This window comes from Actinoplanes ianthinogenes (assembly GCF_018324205.1).
GTDB lineage: Bacteria > Actinomycetota > Actinomycetes > Mycobacteriales > Micromonosporaceae > Actinoplanes > Actinoplanes ianthinogenes.
In genome coordinates this window covers 4,642,588-4,668,060 of the sequence record NZ_AP023356.1, presented here as the reverse complement: position 1 = coordinate 4,668,060, position 25,473 = coordinate 4,642,588, and the positions used below count along the sequence as shown (strand labels likewise).

Below are 25,473 nucleotides of genomic sequence, written 5' to 3'. Positions count from 1 at the left end.
CTTCGGGTGTGCCCCGCTTCGCTTCTCTCTCCCGGCCGCTTCCGCTTCCGGTTTTCGCTTTCGGTACGCCCTCAGCCCGGTCCCGCCCAGCGCCAGCCCTGGTCCCGTGTGACCTCGGTCCCGTGTCATCCAGCGCCAGCCCGGTCCCGTGCCATCCAGTGCCAGAGCCCGGTCCCGTGCGATCCAGCGCCAGCGCCAGCCCGGTCCCGTGCGATCCAGCACCAGCGCCAGTCCTCACCCGCGCCGCCCAGCCTTGCCCCCGGCCCGCTAAGTCCGGCCCAACGCGCCCAGCGCAGCTCGGAGCCCCGTGCCGCCTGCGCGGCTCCGAGCTCCGTCCCGCCTGCGCGGCGAAGTTCCGCGCCCCTCCCGGCGGTGCGACTCTCAGCTCAGCCGGAAGACGACCGCGTCGGGAAGGTCCTCGCGACGGATGCCGAGCGCGTCGACCGGAAGATCACCCGCCTGCTCCCAAGGCGTGCCGACAACCTCGGACCGGATCAGCAGAACCGTGCCGACCCCCTTCTCCCGCAGGTACTGAATGCTCGCCAGGTCCGGGAACGACGTGACCTTCTGCCGCATCTCCGCCTGGTTGGCGGCAGCCACAATCCCGCCGCCGTTGGTCACCTGCTGGTATCGCGACGTGCTCCACAGCTGAACGGTCTGGTCGCTGAGCTCCGCCGTCGGCAGCACGAGCATCGGGCCACCCACCGTACGCAAAGCGGCCGGCTGGACCGGAACCACCGGATGCGCAGTCGCGTTCCACCCCTCCAGCACCACCAGGAGCAGGGGAATGGTGGTCGCCATCCGCAGCCACGGACTCGGCCACGGCGGCGTGCGCTGCGCCGCGAAGTGCTCGATCCGCCGCACGAACTCGTCGATCGCCCCGGCCGCCAGAACCGCCAGCAGCAACGTCGTCCAGAGCATCAGCCGACCGGAGATGCGCAGGTCGAACGAGGCCGGGAAGTGCCCGAAGAGCGGCAGATAGGTCCACCGTCCGCCGAAGAACTTCGTGCCCAGAGTGAGGATCACCGCGGCTGCCAGGGACAGCACCAGGACCAGTCGCTGCCGCCACCGCCAGATCGAGAAGATCAGTCCCGCCAGGGCCAGCGCATAGAGCACGAACCCGGGAAGCAACGACATCTCCGCCGGCCAGGCCAGCGAGGCCCGCGGTGTGGCGTGCGCGGCACCCCAGATCCGCGATTCGGCCGGCCCGATCAACAGGCTCCGCACCGGCGGCGAGAAGAAGTCGATCTCCGTACTCCGGGTCGCCGAGTCCGGCGCCCGCAGATACGGAATCGCAATCACCGCACCGACCCCGAGGAAGAACAACACCCCCAGCACGTTGGCAACCAGGAGCCGCCAGCCAAGGACCGCCCGACTCTCCCGCCGAGGCCCAACCTTCCCAGCCCGCCTTCGACCGCCAGCCCACCTCCGGCCAGCCTTGCCCCCGCCAGCCTTGCCGCCACCGGTTTTGTTGCCACCAGTCGCCCCGCCACCGGTCTTGCTGTCAGCGGCCTTGCTGCCGTCGGGCTTGCTGTCAGCGGCCTTGCCGCCGTCAGCCTTGTCGTCAACCGCCTTGCTGTCACCGGTCTTGCCGCCGTCGGGCTTGTCGTCGGGCTTGCTGTCACCGGCCTTGCCGCCGTCAGCCTTTTCACTACCGGCCTTGTCGCCACCGGTTTTGTCGCCACCGGCATCACGGGCCTTGCCGCCCGCGGCCTCGTTCTCACCAGGCTTACTCTCGCCGACCTCGCCCCCGCCGGCTTCACCCTTGTCAGCCTTGCCCTCACCCGGTTTCTCATCACCGGCCTTACCAGCGGCTACCTTGCTTTCACCAGGCTTGCTCTCGCCCGACTCCGACTTGTCAGCCGAGCCTCTGCCGCCAGCGTCCTGGCTGGCCGCAGACTCACCAACGTCCTTGCCGGAAGCGTCCTTGCCACTCTCATCCTCGCCCGTCTCAGCCTTGCCGGATGAGGCCAGGTCCGCGTCATCTTCGCCGGATTCGTCCCTGGAAGGCCCATCGTGGGCCGCATCCTTTTTGGCCGACCGCTCCTTACGGATTTCCGGACCGCTGACCACCCCGTCGCGCGCCCCTGCCTTACTCGGCAGCCCGTCCCGCGCTTCAGTCTTGCTCGGCCCCTCAGCGCGCGCTTCACCCTTGCTCGGCACTTCACCGCGCGCTTCAGCCTTGCTCGGCACCTCGTCGCGCGGCGCGCCCTCACCGACATCCGTCGCCCGGGCCGCTGCCTTGCCGGCATCACCCGCACCCGGTCCCGGCTTGACCGATTCCGCCCCGGCCGTGCCCGGCGAGCCCGCAGCCCGTTCCGTCGAAGCCGGACTCGCTGCCTGCCGCTTCTCCGCAGCAACAGCGGCGGCCTTGTCGCCCACCGTCTCATGGCCAGACCCGTCCCCCCGCGAACCCACTTTCTTCCCGGCTTTGTCGGAGTCCTCGTCACGCGCCGCTTCCTCGCCGGCTCCGCCCGCCCCAGCATCCTTCTCGTCGACCTTGCCGGAGGCCGCAGCACTCGCCGCCTTCCCGCCGGACCCTGCCGAGCCGGACCCTGCCGAGCCGGACCCTGCCGAGCCGGACCCTGCCGCGCCCGACCCTGCCGCGCCCGACCCTGCCGCGCCCGACCCTGCCGCGCCCGACTCTGCCGAGCCGCCCCGCTCCTTCTCCCGCCGCTTCTCCCGCCACCGCCGACGAATCCGCCGAACCGGCACCCCCACCAGCAGAAACAGCACAACCCCCGCAAGCACATAAGCGAACGGAAGCCCCAGCGAGAACCCAAGACTCAACTGCCAGGTCGCCACCACCCAGCCGAGCGCCGCCCACGCCGCCCGCCGCCGATCCGGCCGGAACCCGTAGCGCAACGACCACCCGTGCCCCCGCGCCAGCAGCGCCAACGCCAGCGGAATCGCCCCTGCCGAGATGATGTCGAGATGCCCTTCCTGGGCAAGACGCCACGGCGCGTACGCAAAGGCGGCCGCCGCCACCGCCGCACCCATCGGCCGTGCCCCGAGCTGCCGCACCAGCGCATACGCACCGAACAGCAGCAGAGCGTGCGCCAGCACGAAGAGGATGTTGTACCGCAGCACGGCAGCGCCCGGCCCGTCCCCGACCAGACCGAAGCCGGCATATCCGAGCAGGCTGTCGCCGTACGCAAAGCTGTTGGGGTTGGGGAAGTAGGCGTTTGATTGCCACAGCTTGACCGGGTTCGTCCGCAGCACGTGGCCCAGCCAGGACACCTGCCAAGCCTGCCGCGACGGGTCGCCCAGGTCCTGCGGCAGCGTGTGCAGTGGGTACCGCAGTGTCGGCCAGGTCAGCCCGATCGCAAGAACCGCGGACACATAGGCGGCCAGCGCGTACTCATGCACGAACGTGCGCCGGACGGCCCGGAATCCACGCCGGATCCGGCCCGGCGGCTTCTCCGCCGCGATGGCGGTGAATGCCGTCCAGGGGTCCTCCGGAGCTCCCGGCGGCCGGGTCTCCGGGAGCGCCTTCCGCTTCCGCCTCGCCGGGCTCCCATGTGGACCGCCGGACCCCTCCTCGCCCCCACCCGCAGCTGCCGAATCCTTGGCCGCGGTGTCGCCGGCGCCGCTGCTCGTGCCCGCCGAATCCGACTCAGCGTCTTTATCCGATTTATCCGCCGAAACAGCGGCCTTCAGCTTGGCGGCCCCGGACTCACCCGCCGTCCCGGCCCCAGCCGCGATCTGCTCCGCCCGAGGTCCCAGTTTCTCGGCCTCAGTCGAACCCGATCCGCCCTTTTTATCCGCCCGACGAGACCCGAAGATCCCGAAAAGCCGTCGCCCCTTCGACCCCTGCACGGCATCCCCATCGGACCGAATCGAGAGCGGTTGCGGCTGCTCGGTCATGACCCTCCCCGGACCAGTACGTCAGGCGCCCGACCGCGCCCGCAGCAGGGCGATGTCGGCACTCTGCCCCTCCACCCCACCCGGGGTCTCCACAATGGCGGGAGCACCGGAAGCACGAATGGCAGCGACCACCAACTCGGGGTCGATCTTCCCATTACCCAGGTTGTCGTGCCGGTCTTGGCCCGAGTCGAATCCACCTTTCGAATCGTTGGCGTGGATCAGGTCGATCCGCCCGGTGATGGCCTTGATCCGATCGACGATGCCGACCAGGTCCTCCCCACCCGCGAAGGCGTGGCAGGTGTCCAGGCAGAAGCCGGCCCCGAACGAGCCGACCGCCTCCCAGAGCCGAGCCAGATTGTCGAAGCGGCGAGCACACGCGTTGTCCCCGCCGGCGGTGTTCTCGATCAGGATCGGGAGGGGCAGACCGCCGTCCTTCTCCGCATACTCGAACGCCTTGCGCCAGTTGTCGAAGCCGGCCGCGAGGTCGCCGCCGTCGACGTGCCCGCCGTGCACGATCAGCCCTTTCGCACCCACCTCGGCGGCCGCCTTGGCGTGCGCGACCAGCAGTTTCCGGCTCGGGATGCGGATCCGGTTGTTGGTCGAGGCGACGTTCAGCCGGTAGGGCGCGTGGATGTAGATGTCCACGTCGGAAGCCCGCAGACGGTCGACGTCCGCACGTGGCTGCGGATTCTTGTAGCTCTGTGGGTCGGACAGGAAGAACTGCACCGCCTCGGCGCCGCGAGCGGCTGCCTCGGCCAGCGGGTCGGCGGAATCGACGTGGGCTCCGATGCGCATGGACCGAGCCTACGACGCGCCACCGACACTTTTCCGGGAGCGTCACCGGCCTCCGCCGCGCCTCGTTAGCCCCATCGATCACGTTTGACCGATTGCCGGTCGTGACCGGCGGCGAACTGGGGAGTAGTGCATGTCGCGGCAGTTCCGCAACCGGGTGGCAGCCCTGGTGGCCAGCGGTTTGATCTTCGGTGTGCCGCTGATCGCCACCGGCACGGCGAGCGCCGACCAGCTCCAGCCGGGCGATCGCCGGGTCACCTTCGGCGGCGGCATGCTGGGCTTGAGCTGCGATTCCAAGCCCAGCGTGGAAAAGCTGACGGTGCCCGCCGAGAGCACCCTGCACGTGATCAACCGGACCGGCCACGACGCCCGGCTGGAACTGGCCGGCGCGCGGAAGGGCGTCATCCCGGACGACGGCGCCGCCGAGGTCGTCTTCCGGCGCGGCACCACGCCGGTCGTGCTGACTCCGGACTGCGCCGACCCCGAAGACCCGGTCCCGATGCTGGTCACCGCGGTCCCGTCGGCCTCCGCCACGCTGCCGGACCCGGCCCCCGGCGACTCCGGCGCCACCTCCGTGCCGTCGATCGTCGCCGGCTCCTCGAGCCTCTCCTCGGCCACCGGCTCGGCCGTGCCGGACACCCGGTCCCGCCCGATGCGCCACTCGGCCGATGCCGCCCGGCGCCGGACCGACACGCGCCAACCGGCCACCCGAGCCGCCGCCGACACGACCGCCACCACGCCACGCGACAGCACATCCCAAAAGATCAAGAACAAGGATTTGCGTACGACCACAGCAGGCGCCCCACCCTTCGCCGGTATGCCCCCCGGCGAGCGCAAGGCCCTGGTCCCCGCCGATCGTGCCTCGGTGACCGGCGTGACCACCGCCGACGCCACCACACCGGCCGCCGCGGCGGCCCCGGTCCAGGACCTGGACAGCCCCATCACCGCACCGGCGGCCGAGCCGGTCGCCGCGGTCGAGCCGATGCGGACCGCCCGGCCCATCGGCCTGCTCGGCCTGACCGCGCTGGTCTGTGTGCTGGGCGTACTCACGGCGGCTATTCGGGCATTCGTGTCGCAACGTGCATCTCGGGCAAATTTGGCGTAAGCTCTGCTTCGTAAGGCTCCGCGGGGCGACCGTGTCCACCTCATCGGTGTGGTCGTTCCTCCCCAGGTCCCACCCAACGAACCGGACCGGACGCCCCGCGGCTCTGCACGGCGAGAGACCCCGTCCCCGGACGGGGTCTTCGTTTTGGGCTGGAGCACCCCACCTGGGTATGCTGGCTCGGTTCGCAGACTGTCCGCCGTGGGGCGCACTTCTTCCCACGGCTTTGTTCTGCGTGCGACACAAGACCTCCTGCCACGGAAAGACCGTGGCCGCATAGCCCACAGGAGGTGAATGTCTTGCGTCATTACGAACTGATGGTGATCCTCGACCCTTCGCTCGAGGAGCGCACCGTCGCCCCGTCGCTCGACCAGTACCTGAACGTGATCAGGACCGCGGGTGGCTCGGTGGAGAAGCTCGATGTCTGGGGCCGTCGCCGGCTCTCGTTCGAGATCAACAAGAAGGCTGAAGGCATCTACGCGGTCGTCGACCTGCAGGCGACGCCCGAGGCCGTGGCCGAGCTGGACCGTCAGCTCCGGCTCAACGAGTCCATCCTGCGGACCAAGGTCATCCGTCCCGAGACCCGCTGAGGCGTTTTTGTCAGAGGGTCCTGAGACCCTTTGCATCGACGACTTGAGCGGCGAGGAGAAGTTTCATGGCTGGAGAAACCGTAATCACCGTCGTTGGCAACCTGGTCAACGACCCGGAGATCCGCTTCACCGCGTCGGGAGCGGCGGTCTGTTCGTTCCGCATCGCTTCCACGCCGCGGACCCTGGACCGGCAGTCAAACGAGTGGAAGGACGGCGAGCCACTCTTCCTGTCGTGCAGCATCTGGCGTGATGCCGCCGAGCACGTCTCGGAGTCGCTGACCCGCGGCACCCGGGTGATCGTGCAGGGCCGGCTGCGCCAGCGCACCTACGACACCAAAGAGGGAGAGAAGCGCACCGTCATCGAGCTCGAGGTCGACGAGATCGGCCCGTCGCTGCGCTACGCCACGGCGAAGGTGCAGCGGATGAACCGGTCGGGCGGCGGCGGGGGTGGCTTCGGCGCCTCCGGTGGCGGCGGCGGCAACTTCGGTGGCGGTGGCGGTGGCGGCAACTTCGGCGGTGGCGGCAACCGGCAGCAGTCGGGCGGGGGCGGTCGGAGCAACAACGACTTCGACGACCCCTGGGCCACGGCTGCGCCGTCCGGTGGCGGCCGCTCCAGCGGTGGCAACAACTCCTCGTTCGACGACGAGCCTCCCTTCTAAGCCTTCGGGCTTTCCTCAGTTCAGGAGTAAGAGCAATGGCTAAGGCTGCGGCGCTTCGCAAGCCGAAGAAGAAGGTGAACCCGCTCGACAAGGACGGGATCACCTACATCGACTACAAGGACACCGCGCTCCTGCGCAAGTTCATCTCCGACCGCGGCAAGATCCGTGCCCGCCGCGTCACCGGTGTGACCTCGCAGCAGCAGCGGCAGATCGCCCGCGCGGTCAAGAACGCCCGCGAGATGGCGCTCCTGCCGTACACGGCTACGGCGCGCTGAGGAGGATCACCCAAATGAAGATCATCCTCACTCAGGAGGTGTCGGGCCTCGGCACCCCCGGCGACGTCGTCGAGGTGAAGAACGGCTACGGCCGTAACTACCTCCTGCCGCAGGGCTTCGCGATCCGGTGGAGCAAGGGCGCGGAGAAGCAGGTTGTCGTCATCAAGCGGGCCCGCGAGGCTCGTGAGATCCGTGACCTGGGCCAGGCCAACGAGGTCAAGGGCCAGCTGTCCGGCCTCAAGGTCACGCTGAGCGCGCGCTCCGGCAACGGCGGCCGCCTGTTCGGCTCGATCACCCCGGCCGAGATCGTCGACGCGGTCAAGGCCGCCGGCGGTCCGGCGCTGGACCGTCGTCGTCTCGAGCTCCCGGGTCACATCAAGACCACGGGCTCGTACAACGTCCAGGTCAAGCTGCACCCCGAGGTGACCGCCACGTTCCCGGTGAACGTGGTCGCCGCCAAGTAGTTCGTCGCACCACCGCGAACGGCATGCCGGGCTCACGCCCAGCATGCCGTTCGTGCTTTGCCACTCGGCTCACCGCCGTGCTGTGTGATCCTCGTCATCGACGGTCCTTTATTCCGGGACCGCGAGTGCGCCTCGCGTTCCACTACCCTGGGCGGGCACGAGAACCGACCTCGACGGTCGGCTCTGAGCCCGCGGGGAATGGACGAAGTCATCAACAACGGCGACCGGACCGTTTCGGGAATCGCCGGGCGCGTGGTGGCATGCACGGTCCTGGCCGGCCTCGCCGCCCTCTTCTACGCCTGGTACGGCAACCGTCACCACTACTTCGACCTGCACATCTACTACGACGCGCTGACGTGGTGGGCCGGCGGCCGAAACCTGTACGACTACGCCCGTCCGGATCCGGTCCAGGGCGCGCTCTACTTCACCTACACCCCGTTCGCCGCGATGATCATGCGGCCGATGGTCCTGCTCCCGTTCGGCGGGGTCGCCGTCCTCTTCACCGTCGCGACCATCGCCCTGCTCGCCCAGACCACCCAGCTGACCCTCCGCACGGCGCTGCCGGCCGCGGACCGGAAATCATCCTGGTGGCTCACCCTCGCGGTGGTCCCGGCCGTGCTGATCATCGAACCGATCCGGGAGAACCTGACGCTCGGCCAGATCAACATGCTGCTGGTCGCCATGGTCCTCGTGGACTTCTGCTACGCCCTGCCCCGCCACCGGAAGTACGCGGGCATCGGGATCGGCCTGGCCGCGGCGATCAAGCTCATCCCGGCGATCTTCATCGTCTATCTGGCGGTCACGCGCCGCTGGCGTGCCTTCACCGTGTCCGTCGTGTCGGCCGCCGCCGCGACGCTGCTCTCGGCGGCGATCGCCCCGCGTGAGTCGTGGCTCTTCTGGACCAGCGCGCTGTGGGACAGCGACCGGGTCGGCCAGGCCTTCTACACCGGCAACCAGTCCATCAAGGGCCTGCTCGCCCGGCTGGTCGCTCCGTCGCCGCCCAGCACCGTCCTGTGGTGCGTGCTCGCCGCCACCGTCACGATCGTCGGCCTGCTGCGCGCGGTCAGAGCTCACCGCGCCGGGAACGATCTGATGGGCGTCACCCTGATCGGCCTGACCGCCGGCCTGATCAGCCCGATCACCTGGCCCCACCACATCTACTGGTTCATTCCGGCCATGATCCTGCTGCTCGTCCACGCCCGCGGCTGGGCCACCCGCCGCCGCATCCTGCTGTGGTCCGGCCTGGCGACGCTGTACGCCGCCCTGATCTGGGGCACCGTCTCGTTCATCGTCTGGGGCGACGCCGAAGCCACCCCGACCACCACCCCGCGCGACTTCCTCCTGCGCAACCTCTTCGTGCTCTGCTCCCTGCTTCTCCTGCTCACCCTGCCCACAGCGGCCCCGCTCGCCAGGGCCACCAGGATGCCCACCGGCCCCGCTCCGTTGCCGGCGCCGCCCCCCATCCCGAAACCTGACCTAGGCACCCCGGAGCCGTCTCGTCGATCAGCCCGGATGCGGTACTCGGCGGCGTGACGATCAGGCCGTCGGGCGCGGTTGATGCGGAGAGGTGAGGCTGCCTCCCTGCCGACGGAGGCGGCCGGTCAGCTGAGGCTGTTACCGGTGATCGCGGAGCTGAGGACCGTCGCCAGGCCGCCACCGACGACCGCCGCGGCCAGTCCGACGCTGGCGGACTTCCACGCCGTGGTCGCGAAGCGCAGACCGAACGCGACGACGATGCTCAACGCCAGCGAGATCCCGAACTCAGGGGCCGCGTCGGCCAGCGTCTGCAGAGCGTGCGCCCGCTGCCCGGTGTTCAGCAGCAGCATGCCCAGGACGAAGAGAACCACCGGAACGCCATACCAGACGACGGTGTAACCGACCGCGGCCAGCGGGCTGTTGGAGGTCTCTTCCTCTTCCTCGTCGTCCGGGTTGAGCAGGTCACTCTGCCGCCCGGAGAGCACCCCGCTGCTGACCGGCCGCCGCTCGTAGGACCCGGTGCTCTCGAAGAGCGCGCCGCTCACGGCCCGCCGAGGCGGCCAGGACGTGTCCTCCCCGGCCTCGCCCGGCGTCGCGGTGATGACCGAGGTGGCGCTCAGCGCCAGGTTCTCCCTGCCGGCGACCGCGGCTGAACCGCTCGGCCGGAACGACGGGAAGTCCGAGGTGCTGAACCGCTGCGCCTCGCCGTCGTCGGTCAGGTCGGCGTTGAGCTCACGACGCCAGTCGCCGGTGGCCGGCGCGGCCGCTGCGGCGGTCGCGCGGTATCCCGTAGTGCCGGCCGCCGCGGCAGCGCCCGAGGTCGGTGCCGCGCTCAGGTCGGCCCGCCAGTCACCGCCGGCGGCCGCCCTGTACCCGGCCGCGCCGGACGTGGGCGCGGCGGTGCCACCGGTGAGCTCGGCTCGCCAGTCAGCCCCGGGCGTGGACGAAACCACAGGGGCACTGCCGGTGGCGCTGACCGCGGTCGGCCCCGCCGGTGCGCCACCGTTGAGTTCGGCTCGCCAGTCACCCGGCGGCGTCGCGGTGGCCCGATACCCGGAGACCGGAGCGGCGCTGCCGCCTCCGTTCAGCTCCTGACGCCAGTCGCCGCCGGGGGCGGCGGTGGCACGGTAGCCCGCGCTGCCGGAGACCGGCGCGGCACTACCGCCGGGGGCGTCTGTGTCGGCACTGGCGCGCCAGCCGCCCCCCTCCGGCGCGCCGCCGCTGCTGTAACCGGGATCCGGTGCGCCGCGGCGATAACTGCCATTGCCCGGTCCGGCCCCGTTCCACCCGTTGACCGGGCCGGAGCCGCCGTTCCAGGAAGCCCCGCCGGATGGCCCCGGGGCTCGCCAATCACCCTGCCCACGGGCGCCACCGCCGCCTCCACCGTACGGCGGGTCGTCCCGGTCGTCCCGACGACGCGGGTTGCCGTAGCGATCCGTCTCGTCGTAGCCGGGCGCCTCCGCGGCCGGATCGGTCCACGAGGACGGGCCGCCGGGCAGCTCGCGCTGCGCTCCGTACGCGGGTTTACGCGGGTCACGCCACGCGGGGTCACCCCCGGCCATGCCATAACCGTCGTCCCGCCGCTGCGGGGCAGCGGGCAGCTCACGAGCGCCGTAGGACGGCCCACCGGCGGGCAGTTCCCGGGCACCCCCAGGTCGCCGCAGGTCGGCCCACGACCGGCCGTCGTCCTCCGAAGGCCCGTAGCCGTAGCCGGGACCACCGGTCCGCCGCGGCTCGGGCTCCCGCTCCGCCCAGCCGGAATCCTCCGGCGGCAACGAGCCGTAACCGGTCTGCCGCGGCACCCCGCGCTCCGGCTCGGGCCAGGTGGATCGACCGGCCGGCAGCTCCCGCTGCTGGCCGGGGTAACCCGGCTCGGCCCAGCCACCGGAGCGCCCGGCGGGCAGCTCACGCGGCGGATCCTGGCGCGGCGGCAGCGGACCCTGCCGCCAGCCCTCGGTCTGGTACTCGTCGCGCCCGGTCGACCGGGACGGCCAAGCCTCCGGCTCCGGCTCGGGAGCACGCCGCCGAGCACCGGTGTCATTTCCGTACGCCTGCCGGGAAGCGTCCGGCGGGTACTGGTCCGTGCGGAACCGCCCGGAGGTGTAGGGGTCCGGCTGTTCGGCGCCGTTCCACGGAGCACCGGCGCTGCGCGGAGTGGCCGGTCCGGGCATGGCCGCGCCGGTCGACCAGGTGCCGCCGCTGCTGGGCATGGCGCTGCGCGGGCGGGGGCCGTCCGGCATGCCGCTGCTGGGCAACGGGCCGCCGGGCACCCCGCCGACCGGCCCGGTGGGCTCGTCGGCACGCCGTCCGCGCCGCCCCTCGCCACCCCAGCCGGGCTGCTCGGGCTGCGGCTCGGCGCCGTCATCCTTGATCCGCTCACGCCGGGCCGCCTCGGCGCGCCAGGCCAGCACGCGCGGATCGTCCTCGGCGCGGCTCCACTGGCCGGTGTCCGGGTCGCGGGTCCAGTTGCTGGTGTCCGGCTCCGCCTCCCAAGAGGAGGTGTCCTCGCGCCAGTTGGTCGGGTTCGCGTTGTAGCGCTGCGGCTGCTGGGCGCGGCGACCGGCACCGCGCTGCCGCGCTGGCATACCACCGGAAGCAGCGGCGCTCTCGTCACCGAACTGGCCGGCGCCGCGCTGGCGCCCTGGCACACCGCCGGAAGCAGCAGTGCTTTCGTCACCGAACTGGCCGGTTCCGCGCTGCCGCGCGGGCAGGACGCCGGAAGCAGCGGGGCTCTCGTCGCCGAACGAGCCCGCGCCCCGCTGCCGCTCAGGCAGGCCGGCGGGGCCGCGGTGCCGCTCGGGCAGGCCACCGGATGCTGCCGCGCCCTCGTCGCGGAACGCCACGGGACCGTCGTCGGGGGCGGCCCGGCGGGACAGCCGGGTCGACGACTCGGGACGAACGCCGTACCGAATCGGGGTCTGACCGGTGCGCTCAGCACCGTAAGCGTCCGAATATCCCTCCGGCTCCGCGGGCTGACCGCGGCGCGCGGAGCGGCTGCCCCACGAGGGTGCCGGCGCGCCCTGGTCGGCCGTCGGTGACGTCGGGGAGAGCGCGATGTTGCCGGTGTCGGTGTGCCCGGCCCAGTTGTCCGTGTCCGAGGTGGTGGACCAGCCGCTGCCGCCGGTCGGCGGAACCTCCGGCTCGGGCGCACGCCGTCGGCCGCGGCGGGTGGACCACTCGGTCTCCGCGCCACGCTGCCAGGCGGCCCGGTCGTCCTTCCGGACGAAGTGCCGGCCGTCGTCCCGCGGACCGGCCTGCCAGCCGGGCCCGTCGGACCGCTGATCCCAGCCGCCGATGTCGGTGGTGTTCTCCCCCCGGGTGGCGCCGCGCCGATCGGCGCTCCACGAATCACTCACCGGCGCCGAGGACGACCAGGACTCGGCGGCGGGCCGCTGCCACGACGGAGTCGAGCCGGCCGGCTGCTGCCAGGACGGTGTCGGCGCGGCCGGCTGCTGCCAGGACGGGGTTTGCGTGGAAGGTTGCTGCCAGGACGGAGCCTGCGTCGACGGCTGCTGCCAGGACGGCGTCTGTGCCGACGGACGCTGCCACGACGGGGTGCTGGAGCCGCTGCTCCAGGTCTGCTCGACCGGGGTGGTCGCGGCCCGTCCGGTGTCCGCCTCCCGTCGCCAGGACGGCGTGTCCGACCAGCTCTCCCGGCCGGCGCTCTCCTGTTCCGTGGTGGGCCAGCTCGTGCCGGAGATGGTGGGGCGGGCCGGCGTCGCCTCCGCCTCGTTCTCCGACTGCCAGGCCTCGGTGGTGGAGCGCCAGACGTGCGAACCGGTCGACGAACGCCACTCGGTGGTCTGCCGCCAGCGCGCGCCGGTGGCCCGCCACTCCGAGGTCTGGGTGCGCCAGCCGGTGCCGTCGGCCGGGAAGGTGGGCCGTCCCGTCGAGGTCACGTCGGACCAGCGGTTCGCCGGCTCCACGGCCTGGCCGCCACCTCCGGCATAGGGCTCGATCTCGCCCTGGCCCTGCCCTTGACCCTGGCTCTGCTGCGCCCACGCGTCTGCGCGGCGCTGCCAGGTGAGGGCCTCCGGGCTCGGCGTCATGCTGCCGGTATCGGTCAGCGAGGACCACCGGGATTCCGATTCGTCCCTTTCCTGCTCGGGAATGGGCCAAGCCTCCGCACCGCGCCTCTCGCGCGACATGCGGGCGCCGTAGTCCCACTCCCGTTGGTCCACCTGAAAAGGGTGACGTGCCGGAGGCGGAACCGCAACGCCTCACAGCGATGGCTTGCTCACCCGAGCCGGTATTTTCGCAGATCCATCAGCTTTTCTGCCCTCCACAGGAAGACCACGGAAAAGTGCTGCTGAGGCTCTTTCCCCAGAAGTTGTCCACATGGTGTGCACAGGGCTACCCACAGCCAAAGGGGGTGCTGTCCACAAGTTGTCCCAAGACTCGTCCACCGAGGCAGTTGGGCAGGTGGCAGCCAGGTTCGTACAGTGGGCGAGCCCTTGATCGACCGGATCTGCTGAAGTCACGGCGAGATCGGCCGAAGGAGTCGGACGAGGGCTGTTCGATCGTTCAAGCGGCATGGTCAGTTAGGGGGATGTCCCGGTGTCGATCACCGACGACGCACGACCGGATCCGCGGCCCCCATCTCAGCCGTCCGGGGGACCCCAGGGCGGTAAACCAGGCCGCTCCGAGGGCTCCGGCGGCGGCGGTTCGTTCGACAAGGCGCCCCCGCAGGATGTCGCGGCCGAGCAGGGCGTGCTCGGGGGCATGCTCCTCTCCAAGGACGCGATCGCTGATGTCGTCGAGATCCTCAAGACCAACGACTTCTACCGCCCGATCCACGGCACCGTCTTCGACGTCATCCTGGATCTGTACGGTCGCGGCGAGCCGGCCGACGCGCTGACCGTGGCGGCCGCCCTTGCCGACAGCGGCGAGCTCCAGCGAGTCGGCGGTGTGCCCTACCTGCACACCTTGATCGAGAGCGTGCCCACCGCCGCCAACGCCTCCTACTACGCACGGATCGTCGCCGACCGGGCCATCCTGCGCCGCCTGGTCGAGGCCGGCACCAAGATCGTGCAGATGGGTTACGGCGCCGGCGGCGCCGGTGGCGGGGACGTCGACGACATCGTCGACCGCGCGCAGCAGACCATCTACGACATCACCGAGAAAAGGGTCAGCGAGGACTTCGCCGCCCTCGGCGACATGCTCCAGCCGACCCTCGACGAGATCGAGGCGGTCGGCGCCAGCGGTGGCGTCATGCAGGGCGTCCCGACCGGCTTCGCCGACCTGGACCGCCTGCTGAATGGTCTGCACCCCGGCCAGCTCGTCATCGTGGCCGGTCGACCCGGTCTCGGCAAGTCGACCGCGAGCATGGACTTCGCGCGCAACGCGGCGATCCGGCACGGCTGCGCCAGCGCCATCTTCTCCCTGGAAATGAGCAAGATCGAGATGGTGATGCGACTGCTCTCCGCCGAGGCGCGAGTGCCGCTGCACACCCTCCGGTCCGGCCAGCTCTCCGACGACGACTGGACCAAACTCGCCCGGCGGATGGGCGAGATCAGCGAGGCTCCGATCTTCGTCGACGACACGCCCAACATGAACCTCATGGAGATCCGCGCCAAGGCCCGTCGCCTCAAGCAGCGGCACAACCTCAAACTGCTGGTCATCGACTATCTCCAGCTGATGTCCTCGCCGAAAAAGACGGAGAGCCGCCAGCAGGAGGTCTCCGAGCTGTCCCGTGGCCTCAAGCTCCTGGCCAAGGAGATCGAGTGCCCGGTGATCGGCGTCAGCCAGCTGAACCGTGGTCCCGAGCAGCGCACCGACAAGCGCCCCCAGCTCTCCGACCTGCGTGAGTCCGGCTCCATCGAGCAGGACGCCGACGTGGTGATCCTGCTGCACCGCGACGACTATTACGACAAGGAGTCGCCCCGAGCCGGCGAGGCCGACTTCATCGTCGCCAAGCACCGTAACGGCCCTACCGACACCATCACCGTCGCCGCTCAGCTGCACCTATCCCGCTTCGTCGACATGGCCATCTAGGTTCCGACCCAAGACCACCCCTTTTCGGTACGCAATTCCGCCCGGTCTGTGCCTGTCCCTGCGGTGTGGTCGTGCTGGTCGCGTCGACTTTGCCCGGCTCGGGGCTGGGGCGGTGGCGTCTGGCCGTTCGCGCGGTGGACGGTTCGGGCGGGGAGGGCCATGCGAAGGCCGTCAGGCTTGATACCTCCGCATGGCCCTCCCCGCCCGAACCTCGCCTACTCACCGGGACTGACGCGCCTTGGGGTCGTCCGGCGGCATGCGTCCAGGCCCGTCGGCCGGCATCCGGATCCCCGCCGGGACGACCTGTCGGCCGACGTTGTCCGTATGCCCGTGACGCTCACTGTTTCCTGCACTGAGGTGGTGGGAGTCGCCGCTCTGCGGTGGGGTATCGCAGGCTGTTGGCTGCTGAGTTCCCTGGATCGCGCGGCGGGGCGGTTGGCTTTGTCGGTCGCTGCTGCGGGGTGACCAGGCCGGGTGCTGTTCGCCTGCGGTGGCGTGCTTGAGCCGCGGCTTTGCTGGGCGCTGGCCGTGAGGGCATAGGTCGGCTATGTCGGTCACATACGGCGGGGCGGCTGCGGCCGAGCTTCGCTGTTGGCCTGCGGTGACGTTTGGGTTTCGGGTTCGCTGGGCGCTGGTCGCGGGGGCATGGGTCGGCTATGCCGGTCGCTTATGGCGGGGCGGCTGCGGGCCGGGTTCTCGGGTTATCGCTCACGTTGATCGGCAGAGCAGTTCGGGCGCCACCGAGGTGGACGGGTAGGTCGGCTTTGCCGGTCGCTGACGGCGGGGCTGCTCATGTCGAGCTTTCTGTTTGCCTGCCCAGCGCCTCGCTGAGCACGGTGGGCGTTCTGGGTCACGGGCGGCTTGGTGGCGTTTCACTGGTTGCCCGCGGAGATGTGGGGGACACCGGCTCTACTGGCGAGGTGTGGTTGGGTGCCAGGTGCCAGGTGCCAGGTGCCAGGTGCCAGGTGCCAGGTGCCAGGTGCCAGGTGCCAGGTGCCAGGTGCCAGGTGCCAGTGCCCTTGTGGCCGCTGGTGTGGCGGATGGTTGAGGCGCGGTGGGGCCAAGCAATGCCGGCGTGCTTCAGTGCTTTGCGAAGGCGACGCACTGGGCGATATTTCCGGATAAAGGCGTTCTCGTCCTTTGTGGATTTGCGCCGTGGCTAGCTGGTCTTGATGGAAGCTGTGAACGTGGGCGCACGCCGGGTCGCGGCTGGTGGCCGCGGCCCCCGACCGGCGTGCACCGCATTCGGGTGCGAGCCGCTGCTGGCTGGCTCGCGGGTGGTCAGGCCGTCTCGTCCGACTGGCGGTGGGCGGTGACCAGGTTTTCGACCTGGCGGTGTTTGCCGGCCGAGGCGCTCTGCACGGTCTCGACGATCACGCGGGCCAGAGTCTCGACGTTCCACTCGCGGCAGGCCTGCTGGTCGAGGCGCAGGGCGACCAGGTCGCCGTCGGCGTTCACGGTGGCCTGGACGGCACCGTCCGGCGACTGGGCGCTCACCTGCATGGTGGCCAGGCTGCGCTGGAGTTCGTCCACTCCGGAGCGCATTTCCTCATACCGGCCGTAGACGTCTTCCAAGTCGTTCCGCAGGTCCTGGGTCGCCGTGCGATCAGCTGTTTCAGTCACGGTTCTTCCTCCGTTCGCCGCGACAGGGGGCGACGTGACAATACCCAAGATCCGCGACGTTGCGTATTCCAGCGACTTCGTAACGCGAACGAAAAGAGAGACCTATCGAAATAGTTCTCTTTTAAGTGACGGCTTGACTCCGTTTTGTGGTCACTCAGAGTGATCAATGACACTCTCGATGGTCGGTTCGCTGTCTGCGCAGCGCTCGCTGCTGATCAGTTGCCGCTGGTGGCGGTGTCGCTCCCAGGAAGCGCATCGACGGATCGGCAGAGGGGTGCATGGTCGCTCTCGGTCAACGGCGATCGCCCGAGAAGCTTCAGTGACATCCCGCGCCCGTCCCAATTCGCGGGCACTGCGATATCACCGATTAGACGGTCAAGGCCGAACGCCGCCACGTCCATCGCCGAATCGGCTGGTCGCGGCCCTGCCGGACAGACACCGATCATGGTCTGGGTGGCGCACCCCGGCTGCCATGTTCAGGTCGCCAAGAAAGTCCGGAAGGCCGAGAAAGCGGCGGGCAAGCAACGCCGCGCGAGGCCGATCAAGAATCCGGAACGCCGAGCGATGCCTGAAGGGCAAACCGTGCGAGCTGGCTAAGACGCCCAAAAGGCCGGGAAGGCGCGGGCCGCGCAAGGCCCGTGATGTCGGCCAGAAGGCCCGGCAAACCCGAGGAATCGCCGAAGCGCAAAGCCGGCAAAGCCGATCAAGGAAGGGCGTTCCGAGAAGGCAATGAAACGAAAAGACCGACAAACCCGGAAAGTCAGTCGTCCAGGGAAATAAGCGGTTGGAGAAAGCCTGGCAGACGGGACGGCGCGGTCTCGGGCACGGAGCCGTAAAAGAACGGGGCAGGACTTCGAGGCAGACCGGGAAAGAACGGGCAGGTCCCCGGTGGGCGGGCCCGAGAAAGCGGGCGGGTCCCCGCGGGCGGGCCCGAGAAAGCGGGCGGGTCCCCGTGGGTTGGTTCGAAAGAGGGGGCAGGTTCCCGTGGGCGGGCTCGAAAGAGGGGGCAGGTTCCCGTGGGCGGGCCCGAAAAAGCGGCGGGTCCCCGTGGGTGGGCCCGAAAGAGCGGGCAGGTTCCCGTGGGCGGGCCCGAAAGAGCGGGCGGGCCCCGTGGGCGGGCTCGAAAGAGCGGGCGGGTCCCCAATGGGCGGCTCGAACAGGAGCCGACATCCGAGGTAACGCTGAAGAGCCGCAGGAACAGGCAGATGCGGGAAGTAGAAAGGCAGGCGGGACCCGCTCCGGCCCGAAGACTGGAGCGGGTCCCGCGACCGTCAACAAGCCGGCCGGGCCGTCACACCACCAAGCGGACCATCAGTCGAACAGGTCGTGCAGGAAACCCCGCCGACGGTAATGCCCATGGTGCCCGTAGTGCCGATAGTGCCCGTGGTGCCCATAGTGCGGCGCCGGCGGATAGTGCGCGGCCGGCGGAGCGTGGTGCACCGGAGCGCCGTAAGCCGGCGGCGGCGGGGGCGGCGGAATGTACCCGTGACCACCATGCGGCGGGGGAGGCGGCGGCGGGGTGTGTGCGGCCGGACCCGGCGCCGGCGCGGAACGGTTGTAATTGGCCTCAGCGGCGAAGAGTTTCTCCAGCTCACCGCGGTCCAGGAAGATGCCGCGGCACTCGGTGCACTGGTCGATCGTGACGCCGCTGCGCTCGTAGACCCGCATCTCGCCGTGGCACTTGGGACAGGTCATCTGCATTTCATTGACGGTACAAGGCTGTGTCATGCCGTGGGGCGGAAGAACCTGTGCGATTCCTGAGCACCAGGGCGGGTGCCCACACGAGTAGCGCGACCGGGTAGAGCAGGTACCCGAACCGGGTGGTCGGCATCAGCAGGATCGCCGCGAGCAGGCCCCAGCCGCAGAACAGCGCGGCCCTCCCGGCATCCCGCGGCGGTCGCCGCAGCAGCAGCCAGCCGATCACCAGCGCGGCCGCGCCGAGCAGGCCGGCCGCCAGGAACCGGCCACCGGGCAGATGCTGGGCGACCAGATATCCCGGAAAGGGTGACTGTGCCGGGCTGGTCACCAGCCCGTGCCCGAGCGGGAACCGAAGCACGTTCTCGACCAGGGCGTCGAGGTTCACCAGCAGCGGCGGGACGAGCGCCAGGACGGGCAGCCCGACCGCGAACGGGATCAGCCGGCGACCCCGGCCGGCCACCACGGCGAGCACCACGAGCACCGCCACCACCGGGAAGGCGAACAGTTTGGCGGCCGCCGCGGCCCCGACCGCGACACCCGCCCCCAGGAAGCGGCCGGTCGTGGCGAGCGCCAGGGCGAGCAGGCAGAGGGCCAGCACCGGGATGTCGTCACCGCCGGTGGCCAGGGTCAGCGCCGTCACCGGGAGGACCGTGGCGGCCTGCACCGCGCGTACCGGAAAGGGGTTGAAGGGACGCAGGACCGCGACGGCCGAGCCGACCGCGAGCACCGCGGTGATCGCGAACCAGACCCGCGCGTCGGTCCACCAATGATCACCGGCGAGCGCCCGCGGCAGCCCGAAGATCGCCATCCCGGGCTGGTAGGGGCGATAGCCGAGCAGCCGCTCGTCGATCGGCAGGGCGGCGATGTCGGCCCGGCTCAGGTACGGCGTCCCGTGCTCGACCAGCGATTTCCCCATCGCCTCGACGACCAGCACCTCTTCCTGCGCCCGGTCGCTGCGCCCGCCCGCCCGCTGCACCGCCTCGACGACCAGCGGAACCAGCGCCACCGCCCCCCAGGTCAGCCACGCAAGCCAAGCCCGAAACCGATCACCCGCAAGACCCAAACCCGAAAAATCCGATTTCGGTAAGCCAGGAGCACGCGCAACCGTCGACCCAGCCCGCCGGACCACCATCTGAACGATCACCAGCACCGTGGCCGCCGCATAGCCCCACGCCGCGATCAACCCCCACGCCCGATGCGGCAGCAGCGTCGACGCCAACCCGGTGGTCAGCGCGAACACCGCGGACACCAGATACAACCCGAGATCGGCCGCGAGCCCGCCACCCGCCCGCTCGATCCGTGCGAGAAGTCCTGAAGTCACGCGGGCAAGTGTGGCAGAGAAGATCTCCCCGCCCCGGACGACCGGCGAACCGGCATCCGCACCACCGACCCGGCGTCGTGCAACGCCGCCGCCAGCGCACCGGGCCGCCCCGCCGACCCGCGCTGCAACGTCCCGAGGAACCGCGCCGCCGACAGCGGCCGCGCGAACAGGTGCCCCTGCCCGGCCAGGCAGCCCAGCTCCCACAGCGCTCGCCGCTGCGGCTCGCTCTCGACACCCTCGGCGACCACCGTCAGGTGCAGGTTGCGGGCGAGATCCACGGTCGTCCGGATCACCGCGGCCGCCTCCGCCGAGGTCTCCACCGTGGCGACGAACTCCTGGTCGATCTTGAGCTGGTGCACCGGGATCCGGGAGAGCACGGAGAGCGAGGAGACCCCGGTGCCGAAGTCGTCGACGGCCAGCCGCACCCCGGCGTCGCGCAGCTCGGCCAGCACCCGGGCGACCACGTCGAGCTGACTGATGGTGAGTGTCTCGGCGAGTTCCAGGACCAGCCGGTCGGCCGGCACCTCGTGCCGCTCCAGCCGGCTCAGCACGGCGGCCGGGAAATCCGGGTCGAGCAGGCTCCGCGGCGACACGTTGACCGCCACCGGCAGGTCGAAGCCGGCCTCCCGCCAGGTCCGCATGGCCACCAGCGACTGGTCCAGGACCGCGTCGGCGAAGGCCGGCAGCTGACCGGAGCGTTCCACCGTCTCCAGGAACTGGACCGGGTCGAGGTTGCCCTGACCGGGGTGGTGCCAGCGGGCCAGCGCCTCGGCCGAGATCACCTCGCCACTGCCCAGGTCGACGATCGGCTGGAAGTCGACGGTGAACTCCTGCCGGTCCACCGCGCGGCGCAGGTCGCCGGTGAGCATCAGCCGCTCGACGTCCGCGGTGTCCCGCGCGTGTGTGTAGGCCATGGTCGGCTCGCCGGCGCGTTTCGCCTGGTACATGGCGATGTCGGCGCGGCGCATCAGCTCCTCGACGCTGCCCGTGCCGGCCGCGAGCGCGATCCCGCCGGCCGCCTCGACGGTGATCAGCATGCCCTCGACCTCGATACCCGGCTCCAGGGCGGCGAGCATCGTGCCGGCCCGATGGTTGGCCAGCGCCGGCGTGGGCAGGCCGGTGAGCAGCACGGCGAACTCGTCCCCGCCGAGCCGGGCCACCAGGTCACCGGGCGCCGCCGCCTCGCTCAGCCGGCGGGCCACCTCACGCAGCACGTCGTCGCCGGCGGCGTGCCCGAGCGTGTCGTTGACCTCTTTGAAGTGGTTGAGATCGATGATCATCAGGGCCACCAGGCCGTCCGGCGCCGCGTCGTGACACAGCAGCTCGGCGTGCTCGTAGAACTGGCGGCGGTTGGCCAGCCCGGTGAGCGGGTCGTGGGCCGCCGCATACGCGTTCTCCGCGGCGATGCGTGCCAGCTCGGCGTACGCCTGCGCGTTGCGGATCGCGGTGCACACCGCCGAGGCGAAGGTACGCAGTTTGTACTCCTCCACCTCGGTGAGGCGCACCGCGCCGCCGAAGCGCAGCCGCAGCACCCCGACGCGGACCCCGCCGTCGTGCGCGATCAGGTCCACGCTGGTGTCACCAGCCTGGACGGGCGCCACGGACAGCGGGCCGTCGGCGAGGACCTGCTCCTCGGTGGCACGCACGGTCCGGCCGGGACCGGTCGCGGTCAGGTCGATGGCCGCCTCGGCGGCGCGGAAGATCTGCGCGGCCCGGGTGGCCGCGGAGTGCAGCACCTGGGTGAGGTCGACGGCGTTCAGCTCGTCGGTGGCTTTCGCCAGGCGCTGCCACGCCTCGCGCTCCTCACGGGTCCGGGAACTGCGGGACTGCCACAGCTGCATGCAAGCAACAACGAGCGGGACGACCAGGAGAAGCAGCACGTTCGCGTGGGAGGTCAGCACCCAGAGGGCGAGCAGGCAGGCGCCCAGCTCGCCGAGGAAGCCGATGACCTTGCCGATCCAGCTGCGCCGGGCGACGCTCAGGATGCTGGTCCGGTTGTCGGTCGCCAGGACCGGCAGGAAGACGAGCTGGTCGACCAGGGTGAAGACGACCAGGCCGGTGATCACCGCGAGGACCGGGACGTGCGGCTGGTCCAGGTCGGGCCGGACCCCGAACGCGGCGAAGACGGCGCCGGCCGCGCTGACCGTCAACGCCTGCTTGGCCGCCGCGAACACGGTCTTGCGGATGCCCTGCCGGTCCCAGATCTTGAGGGCGAGGACGCTGATCGTGGCACAGAGCACCATCCAGGGCGCCGGGATCAGCATCAGGCCGACCAGGGCCGGGATCTCGTCCCAGGCGAGGCCCTCGCGGCCGGAACGCACCCGGACCGTGACCCGGAGGCGATAGGCGGCGATCACCGTGCCGCCGAGCAGAACCAGCAAGCCGGGTGGCGGGACCGCGCCGGGATGGAGGTAGGCCTGCTGGGCCCAGGCGGCGGAGGCGCCGAGGCCCAGAACGACGACGAGACCGATGAGCAGCCGGAGCCGCCGATCGGTCGCGTCGTCGTTGAAGCCGGTGTCAGGCATGATGTCCTTGTCGCCGAACGCAACTGAGCTGTCGCTCAGGGTTCAAGGCTATTCATCTGCGCCGTTTTGCGCATCACTGTCTTTTTCAGAGCCAGTCGCCGCCGCGCATGGCGTTCTCCTCATCCTCATCGGTGCGGGAATCCGCTCAACTGATCGCCGGATCTTCAACGAGCCGGCGGGGTGTCCGTCGCGACGAGATCGACGCTAGGCTGCGATCTTTCCCATTTCCAGTAAATCGTGTCGTTATGCGCATAATGCGGGAACGATTCAAAGGATTGTCACAGACGGTTTCCCAATGGCAACAGAAAGCGATGGATAGCCGTTCCGATTTCTATTTTCAATACTCCGGGCAAGGCTCCTGAGCAGTGCTCAAGAAGGTACGGAGCCGATGTGGACAAAGTGTGAAGCCGGTCCGGCGGTGATGCGAACGCGGTTTCCGCCACCGCTCTATAAGCTCCCGGGTATGCCCCAGGAAACACATCTCACCCATGTCGACGAGACCGGCGCCGCCCGGATGGTCGACGTGTCCGCCAAGACGGTGAGCGACCGCCGTGCCGTCGCCGCTGGTCAGGTGCGCACCACGGCCGAGGTGATCGAGCTCCTGCGGGGCGACGGCCTGCCCAAAGGTGACGCCCTCGCGGTGTCCCGGCTGGCCGGCATCATGGGCGCCAAACGCACCCCTGACCTGATCCCGCTGTGTCACCCGATCGGGCTGCACGGCGTCAAGGTGGAGCTGGAGCTCGGCGCCGACGTGGTGGAGATCACCGCGATCACCAAGACCGCGGACCGCACCGGGGTCGAGATGGAGGCGCTCACCGCGGTGGCCACCGCCGGCCTCGCGATGATCGACATGATCAAGGCGGTGGATCCGGCCGCCAGCCTCGACACGGTCCGTGTGCTCCGCAAGGAAGGCGGAAAAACCGGACTTTGGGTACGCCCGGAGGACCGGCCGTGACCATCCGGGCCCGCGTGATCGTCGCGTCGAACCGCGCGGCCGCCGGTGTCTACGCCGACACCAGCGGCCCCCGCCTGGTCGCCGGCCTGCGCGAGCTGGGTTGCGAGGTGACCGACCCGGTCGTGGTGCCGGACGGCGACCCGGTCGCCGAGGCACTCCGGGCCGCGGTCCAGGACGGCGTCGACGTGGTCGTGACCAGCGGCGGCACCGGCGTCACCCCGACCGACCGGACCCCGGAGGCGACCCGCCCGCTGCTCGACTTCGAGATCCCGGGCATCGCCGAGGCGATCCGCGCCCACAGCCGCGACAAGGTCCCGGCCGCCGCCCTCTCCCGCGGCCTGGCCGGCGTCGCCGGCCGCACCCTGATCGTCAATCTGCCCGGCTCCACCGGCGGCGCCAAGGACGGTCTGGCCGTCCTCGGCCCCCTCCTCGAGCACACGGTCGACCAGATCAAAGGCGGCGACCATTAGCGACTAGGCTCGACCGGTGAGCGCTGACGTGAATTCTCCGGTCGGCTGGGAGCAGGCCCGGCAGCTGGCCTATCAGGCCGGTCTCGCCGCCTGCGCCGGCGTCGAGCGGATCCCGCTGGCGGCCGGCGACGGCCGCACCCTGGCCGAGCCGCTGCGTGCCCTCACCGCCCTGCCCGCGTTCCCCACCTCCAGCATCGACGGCTGGGCGGTGCGCGGCGACGGCCCGTGGCGGCCGGTCGGGCGGGTGCTGGCCGGCAGCACGCCACCGCCGCTGACCGAGGACGGCACCTGCGTCGAGATCGCCACCGGCGCCATGGTCCCGGACGGCGCCGCCGCCCTGATCCGCGTGGAGGAGTCCGCGACCGGCGCCGATGGCCTGGTCACCGGCGTGCCGCGCCCCGCGCCGGAGTGGCGCCTGCCCGGCGAGGAGGCGGCCGAGGGCGAGGAGCTGCTGCCGGCCGGCACCCCGGTCGACCCGGCGGTCATCGGCGTCGCGGCCACGTGTGGATATGAGACGTTGGCCGTGCGGCCCGAGCCCCGCGCGGCCCTGCTGGTCTTCGGCGACGAGCTGCTCACCGCCGGCCCGCCGGGCGCCGGCCGGGTCCGCGACTCGCTCGGCCCGCAGGTGCCGGGCTGGCTGCGCCGCTGCGGCGCCACGATCACCTCGGTCGACGGGCCGGTCCAGGACACTCTGGACGCGCACCTGACCGCGATCCGCTCCGCCCTGGCGACCGCCGATCTGGTCTGCACCACCGGCGGCACCATGCACGGCCCGGTCGACCACCTGCACCCGTCGCTCACCGAGCTCGGCGCGGACTATGTGGTCAACACCGTCGGCGTCCGCCCCGGCTTCCCGATGCTGCTCGCCCGGGTCCCCGGGCCGGACGGCCGCCCGCGTTTCCTGGCCGGCCTCCCCGGCAACCCGCAGTCCGCGGTGATCGCCCTGGTCAGCCTGGTCGCGCCGCTGCTCGCCGGGCTGTCCGGCAGGCCGTTCCCGGCCGAGCTGCCGCAGGTCGAGGCGGCCACCCCGGTCGGCGGTCGCGGCCGCGACACCCATCTGGCGCTGGCCGCCCTCGATCCCACCGGCCGGGTCGCCACCCCGGTCGGCCACGTCGGCTCGGCGATGCTGCGCGGTCTCGCCAACGCGCACGGTTTCATCGTGGTCCGCCCCGGCGTCAAGGTTGCCGCCGGCGACTCGGTTCCGTTCCTGCCCCTTCCGCTGCTGCCCGGGGAGCGCGCATGACCGTCACCCTCGCCGAGGTGCTGGACGCCCCGCTGGACCTGGCCGCGCACGAGGCCGCCGTGGCCGACCGCCGGGCCGGCGCCGTCGTCTCCTTCCAGGGCGTGGTCCGCGACCACGACCACGGCCGCGGCGTCACCCTGTTGGAATACGAGGGCCACCCGACCGCCGCCGCGATCCTCCGCGAGGTCGCCGAGGAGATCGCCGCCGATCCCGCGGTCTACGCGGTCGCCGTCTCGCACCGCATCGGCACCCTCCAGATCGGCGACGTGGCCCTGGTCGCCTCGGTCAGCACCGCGCACCGGGCCGCCGCCTTCGAGGCCTGCGCCCGCCTGGTCGACGAGGTCAAAGCCCGCCTGCCGATCTGGAAGCGCCAGGTCTTCCTGGACGGCCAGGAGGAGTGGGTGAACTGCCCCTAGGCG

At 70.8% G+C, this 25,473-nt stretch carries 18 protein-coding genes; 11 read left to right on the top strand and 7 right to left on the bottom strand.

All coding sequences use genetic code 11. From position 1 onward, the window contains the following. Positions 1-381: 381 nt before the first annotated feature. Positions 382-3,867, bottom strand: coding sequence for a hypothetical protein (locus Aiant_RS47030; RefSeq protein ID WP_189332037.1), 3,486 nt, complete (start codon positions 3,865-3,867; stop codon positions 382-384). Positions 3,868-3,888: 21 nt separating this feature from the next. Next, positions 3,889-4,662, bottom strand: coding sequence for a deoxyribonuclease IV (locus Aiant_RS20995; protein ID WP_189332038.1), 774 nt, complete (start codon positions 4,660-4,662; stop codon positions 3,889-3,891). A gap of 130 nt (positions 4,663-4,792) precedes the next feature. Between Aiant_RS20995 and Aiant_RS46570 the strand changes: the two genes are divergently transcribed. The 6 genes from Aiant_RS46570 (at position 4,793) to Aiant_RS20965 (ending at position 9,282) form a co-directional block, all read left to right on the top strand. Continuing rightward, a complete protein-coding gene (locus tag Aiant_RS46570) occupies positions 4,793-5,764 on the top strand; it encodes a hypothetical protein (protein ID WP_189332039.1) in 972 nt (323 codons plus the stop codon). Positions 5,765-6,060: 296 nt separating this feature from the next. Then, on the top strand, positions 6,061-6,351 hold the full coding sequence (gene rpsF / locus Aiant_RS20985) for a 30S ribosomal protein S6 (protein WP_014448192.1): 291 nt from the start codon (positions 6,061-6,063) through the stop codon (positions 6,349-6,351). A gap of 65 nt (positions 6,352-6,416) precedes the next feature. After that, the gene (locus Aiant_RS20980; protein WP_189332040.1) at positions 6,417-7,010 is read left to right on the top strand and encodes a single-stranded DNA-binding protein; all 594 of its coding nucleotides are present in this window, start codon (positions 6,417-6,419) and stop codon (positions 7,008-7,010) included. Between the two features lie 35 nt (positions 7,011-7,045). After that, the gene (rpsR, locus tag Aiant_RS20975; RefSeq protein ID WP_007073789.1) at positions 7,046-7,285 is read left to right on the top strand and encodes a 30S ribosomal protein S18; all 240 of its coding nucleotides are present in this window, start codon (positions 7,046-7,048) and stop codon (positions 7,283-7,285) included. A 14-nt stretch (positions 7,286-7,299) separates the two neighbouring features. After that, a complete protein-coding gene (rplI, locus tag Aiant_RS20970) occupies positions 7,300-7,749 on the top strand; it encodes a 50S ribosomal protein L9 (protein ID WP_189332041.1) in 450 nt (149 codons plus the stop codon). A gap of 198 nt (positions 7,750-7,947) precedes the next feature. Further along, positions 7,948-9,282: a glycosyltransferase 87 family protein gene (locus tag Aiant_RS20965; RefSeq protein ID WP_189332042.1), complete on the top strand. Its 1,335-nt coding sequence runs from the start codon at positions 7,948-7,950 to the stop codon at positions 9,280-9,282. Positions 9,283-9,350: 68 nt separating this feature from the next. On the opposite strand, the gene Aiant_RS20960 is transcribed toward Aiant_RS20965, so the two are convergent. Next, positions 9,351-13,274 (bottom strand): hypothetical protein, encoded by a 3,924-nt coding sequence (locus Aiant_RS20960; protein ID WP_189332043.1) that lies wholly within the window; start codon positions 13,272-13,274, stop codon positions 9,351-9,353. Between the two features lie 508 nt (positions 13,275-13,782). Here Aiant_RS20960 and dnaB point away from each other — a divergent pair. After that, the gene (gene dnaB / locus Aiant_RS20955) at positions 13,783-15,219 is read left to right on the top strand and encodes a replicative DNA helicase (RefSeq protein WP_189332044.1); all 1,437 of its coding nucleotides are present in this window, start codon (positions 13,783-13,785) and stop codon (positions 15,217-15,219) included. A gap of 1,281 nt (positions 15,220-16,500) precedes the next feature. Here the strand turns inward: dnaB and Aiant_RS20950 are convergent. From Aiant_RS20950 to Aiant_RS20935, 4 genes are all read right to left on the bottom strand, one after another. Beyond that, the gene (locus Aiant_RS20950; RefSeq protein WP_189332045.1) at positions 16,501-16,842 is read right to left on the bottom strand and encodes a YbaB/EbfC family nucleoid-associated protein; all 342 of its coding nucleotides are present in this window, start codon (positions 16,840-16,842) and stop codon (positions 16,501-16,503) included. Positions 16,843-18,153: 1,311 nt separating this feature from the next. Then, positions 18,154-18,537: a TFIIB-type zinc ribbon-containing protein gene (locus Aiant_RS20945; RefSeq protein ID WP_189332332.1), complete on the bottom strand. Its 384-nt coding sequence runs from the start codon at positions 18,535-18,537 to the stop codon at positions 18,154-18,156. A 7-nt stretch (positions 18,538-18,544) separates the two neighbouring features. Beyond that, entirely contained in the window at positions 18,545-19,861 is a 1,317-nt protein-coding gene (locus Aiant_RS20940) for a glycosyltransferase 87 family protein (RefSeq protein WP_189332046.1), read from the bottom strand. Next, a complete protein-coding gene (locus Aiant_RS20935; RefSeq protein WP_189332047.1) occupies positions 19,858-22,386 on the bottom strand; it encodes a putative bifunctional diguanylate cyclase/phosphodiesterase in 2,529 nt (842 codons plus the stop codon). The genes Aiant_RS20940 and Aiant_RS20935 overlap by 4 nt, the downstream gene beginning before the upstream one ends. Positions 22,387-22,900: 514 nt before the next feature. Between Aiant_RS20935 and moaC the strand changes: the two genes are divergently transcribed. From moaC to Aiant_RS20915, 4 genes are read left to right on the top strand one after another with little or no spacing between them, the layout of a single operon-like run. Further along, positions 22,901-23,341: a cyclic pyranopterin monophosphate synthase MoaC gene (gene moaC, locus Aiant_RS20930; protein WP_229830443.1), complete on the top strand. Its 441-nt coding sequence runs from the start codon at positions 22,901-22,903 to the stop codon at positions 23,339-23,341. Continuing rightward, the gene (locus Aiant_RS20925) at positions 23,314-23,811 is read left to right on the top strand and encodes a MogA/MoaB family molybdenum cofactor biosynthesis protein (protein WP_189332049.1); all 498 of its coding nucleotides are present in this window, start codon (positions 23,314-23,316) and stop codon (positions 23,809-23,811) included. The genes moaC and Aiant_RS20925 overlap by 28 nt, the downstream gene beginning before the upstream one ends. A 16-nt stretch (positions 23,812-23,827) precedes the next feature. Further along, positions 23,828-25,054: a molybdopterin molybdotransferase MoeA gene (locus Aiant_RS20920; protein ID WP_229830353.1), complete on the top strand. Its 1,227-nt coding sequence runs from the start codon at positions 23,828-23,830 to the stop codon at positions 25,052-25,054. After that, on the top strand, positions 25,051-25,470 hold the full coding sequence (locus Aiant_RS20915) for a molybdenum cofactor biosynthesis protein MoaE (protein WP_189332050.1): 420 nt from the start codon (positions 25,051-25,053) through the stop codon (positions 25,468-25,470). Before Aiant_RS20920 ends, Aiant_RS20915 begins: the two co-directional genes overlap by 4 nt. Positions 25,471-25,473: the final 3 nt, after the last annotated feature.

What these genes read in the sequence shown, in the direction of transcription:
- Aiant_RS47030 (WP_189332037.1), bottom strand. Translation starts at nt 3,867, where the DNA reads ATGACCGAGCAGCCGCAACCGCTCTCGATTCGGTCCGATGGGGATGCC.
- Aiant_RS20995 (WP_189332038.1), bottom strand. Translation starts at nt 4,662, where the DNA reads ATGCGCATCGGAGCCCACGTCGATTCCGCCGACCCGCTGGCCGAGGCA.
- Aiant_RS46570 (WP_189332039.1), top strand. Translation starts at nt 4,793, where the DNA reads ATGTCGCGGCAGTTCCGCAACCGGGTGGCAGCCCTGGTGGCCAGCGGT.
- Aiant_RS20980 (WP_189332040.1), top strand. Translation starts at nt 6,417, where the DNA reads ATGGCTGGAGAAACCGTAATCACCGTCGTTGGCAACCTGGTCAACGAC.
- rpsR (WP_007073789.1), top strand. Translation starts at nt 7,046, where the DNA reads ATGGCTAAGGCTGCGGCGCTTCGCAAGCCGAAGAAGAAGGTGAACCCG.
- rplI (WP_189332041.1), top strand. Translation starts at nt 7,300, where the DNA reads ATGAAGATCATCCTCACTCAGGAGGTGTCGGGCCTCGGCACCCCCGGC.
- Aiant_RS20965 (WP_189332042.1), top strand. Translation starts at nt 7,948, where the DNA reads ATGGACGAAGTCATCAACAACGGCGACCGGACCGTTTCGGGAATCGCC.
- Aiant_RS20960 (WP_189332043.1), bottom strand. Translation starts at nt 13,274, where the DNA reads ATGACGCCGAGCCCGGAGGCCCTCACCTGGCAGCGCCGCGCAGACGCG.
- Aiant_RS20945 (WP_189332332.1), bottom strand. Translation starts at nt 18,537, where the DNA reads ATGACCTGTCCCAAGTGCCACGGCGAGATGCGGGTCTACGAGCGCAGC.
- Aiant_RS20935 (WP_189332047.1), bottom strand. Translation starts at nt 22,386, where the DNA reads ATGCCTGACACCGGCTTCAACGACGACGCGACCGATCGGCGGCTCCGG.
- moaC (WP_229830443.1), top strand. Translation starts at nt 22,901, where the DNA reads ATGGTCGACGTGTCCGCCAAGACGGTGAGCGACCGCCGTGCCGTCGCC.
- Aiant_RS20915 (WP_189332050.1), top strand. Translation starts at nt 25,051, where the DNA reads ATGACCGTCACCCTCGCCGAGGTGCTGGACGCCCCGCTGGACCTGGCC.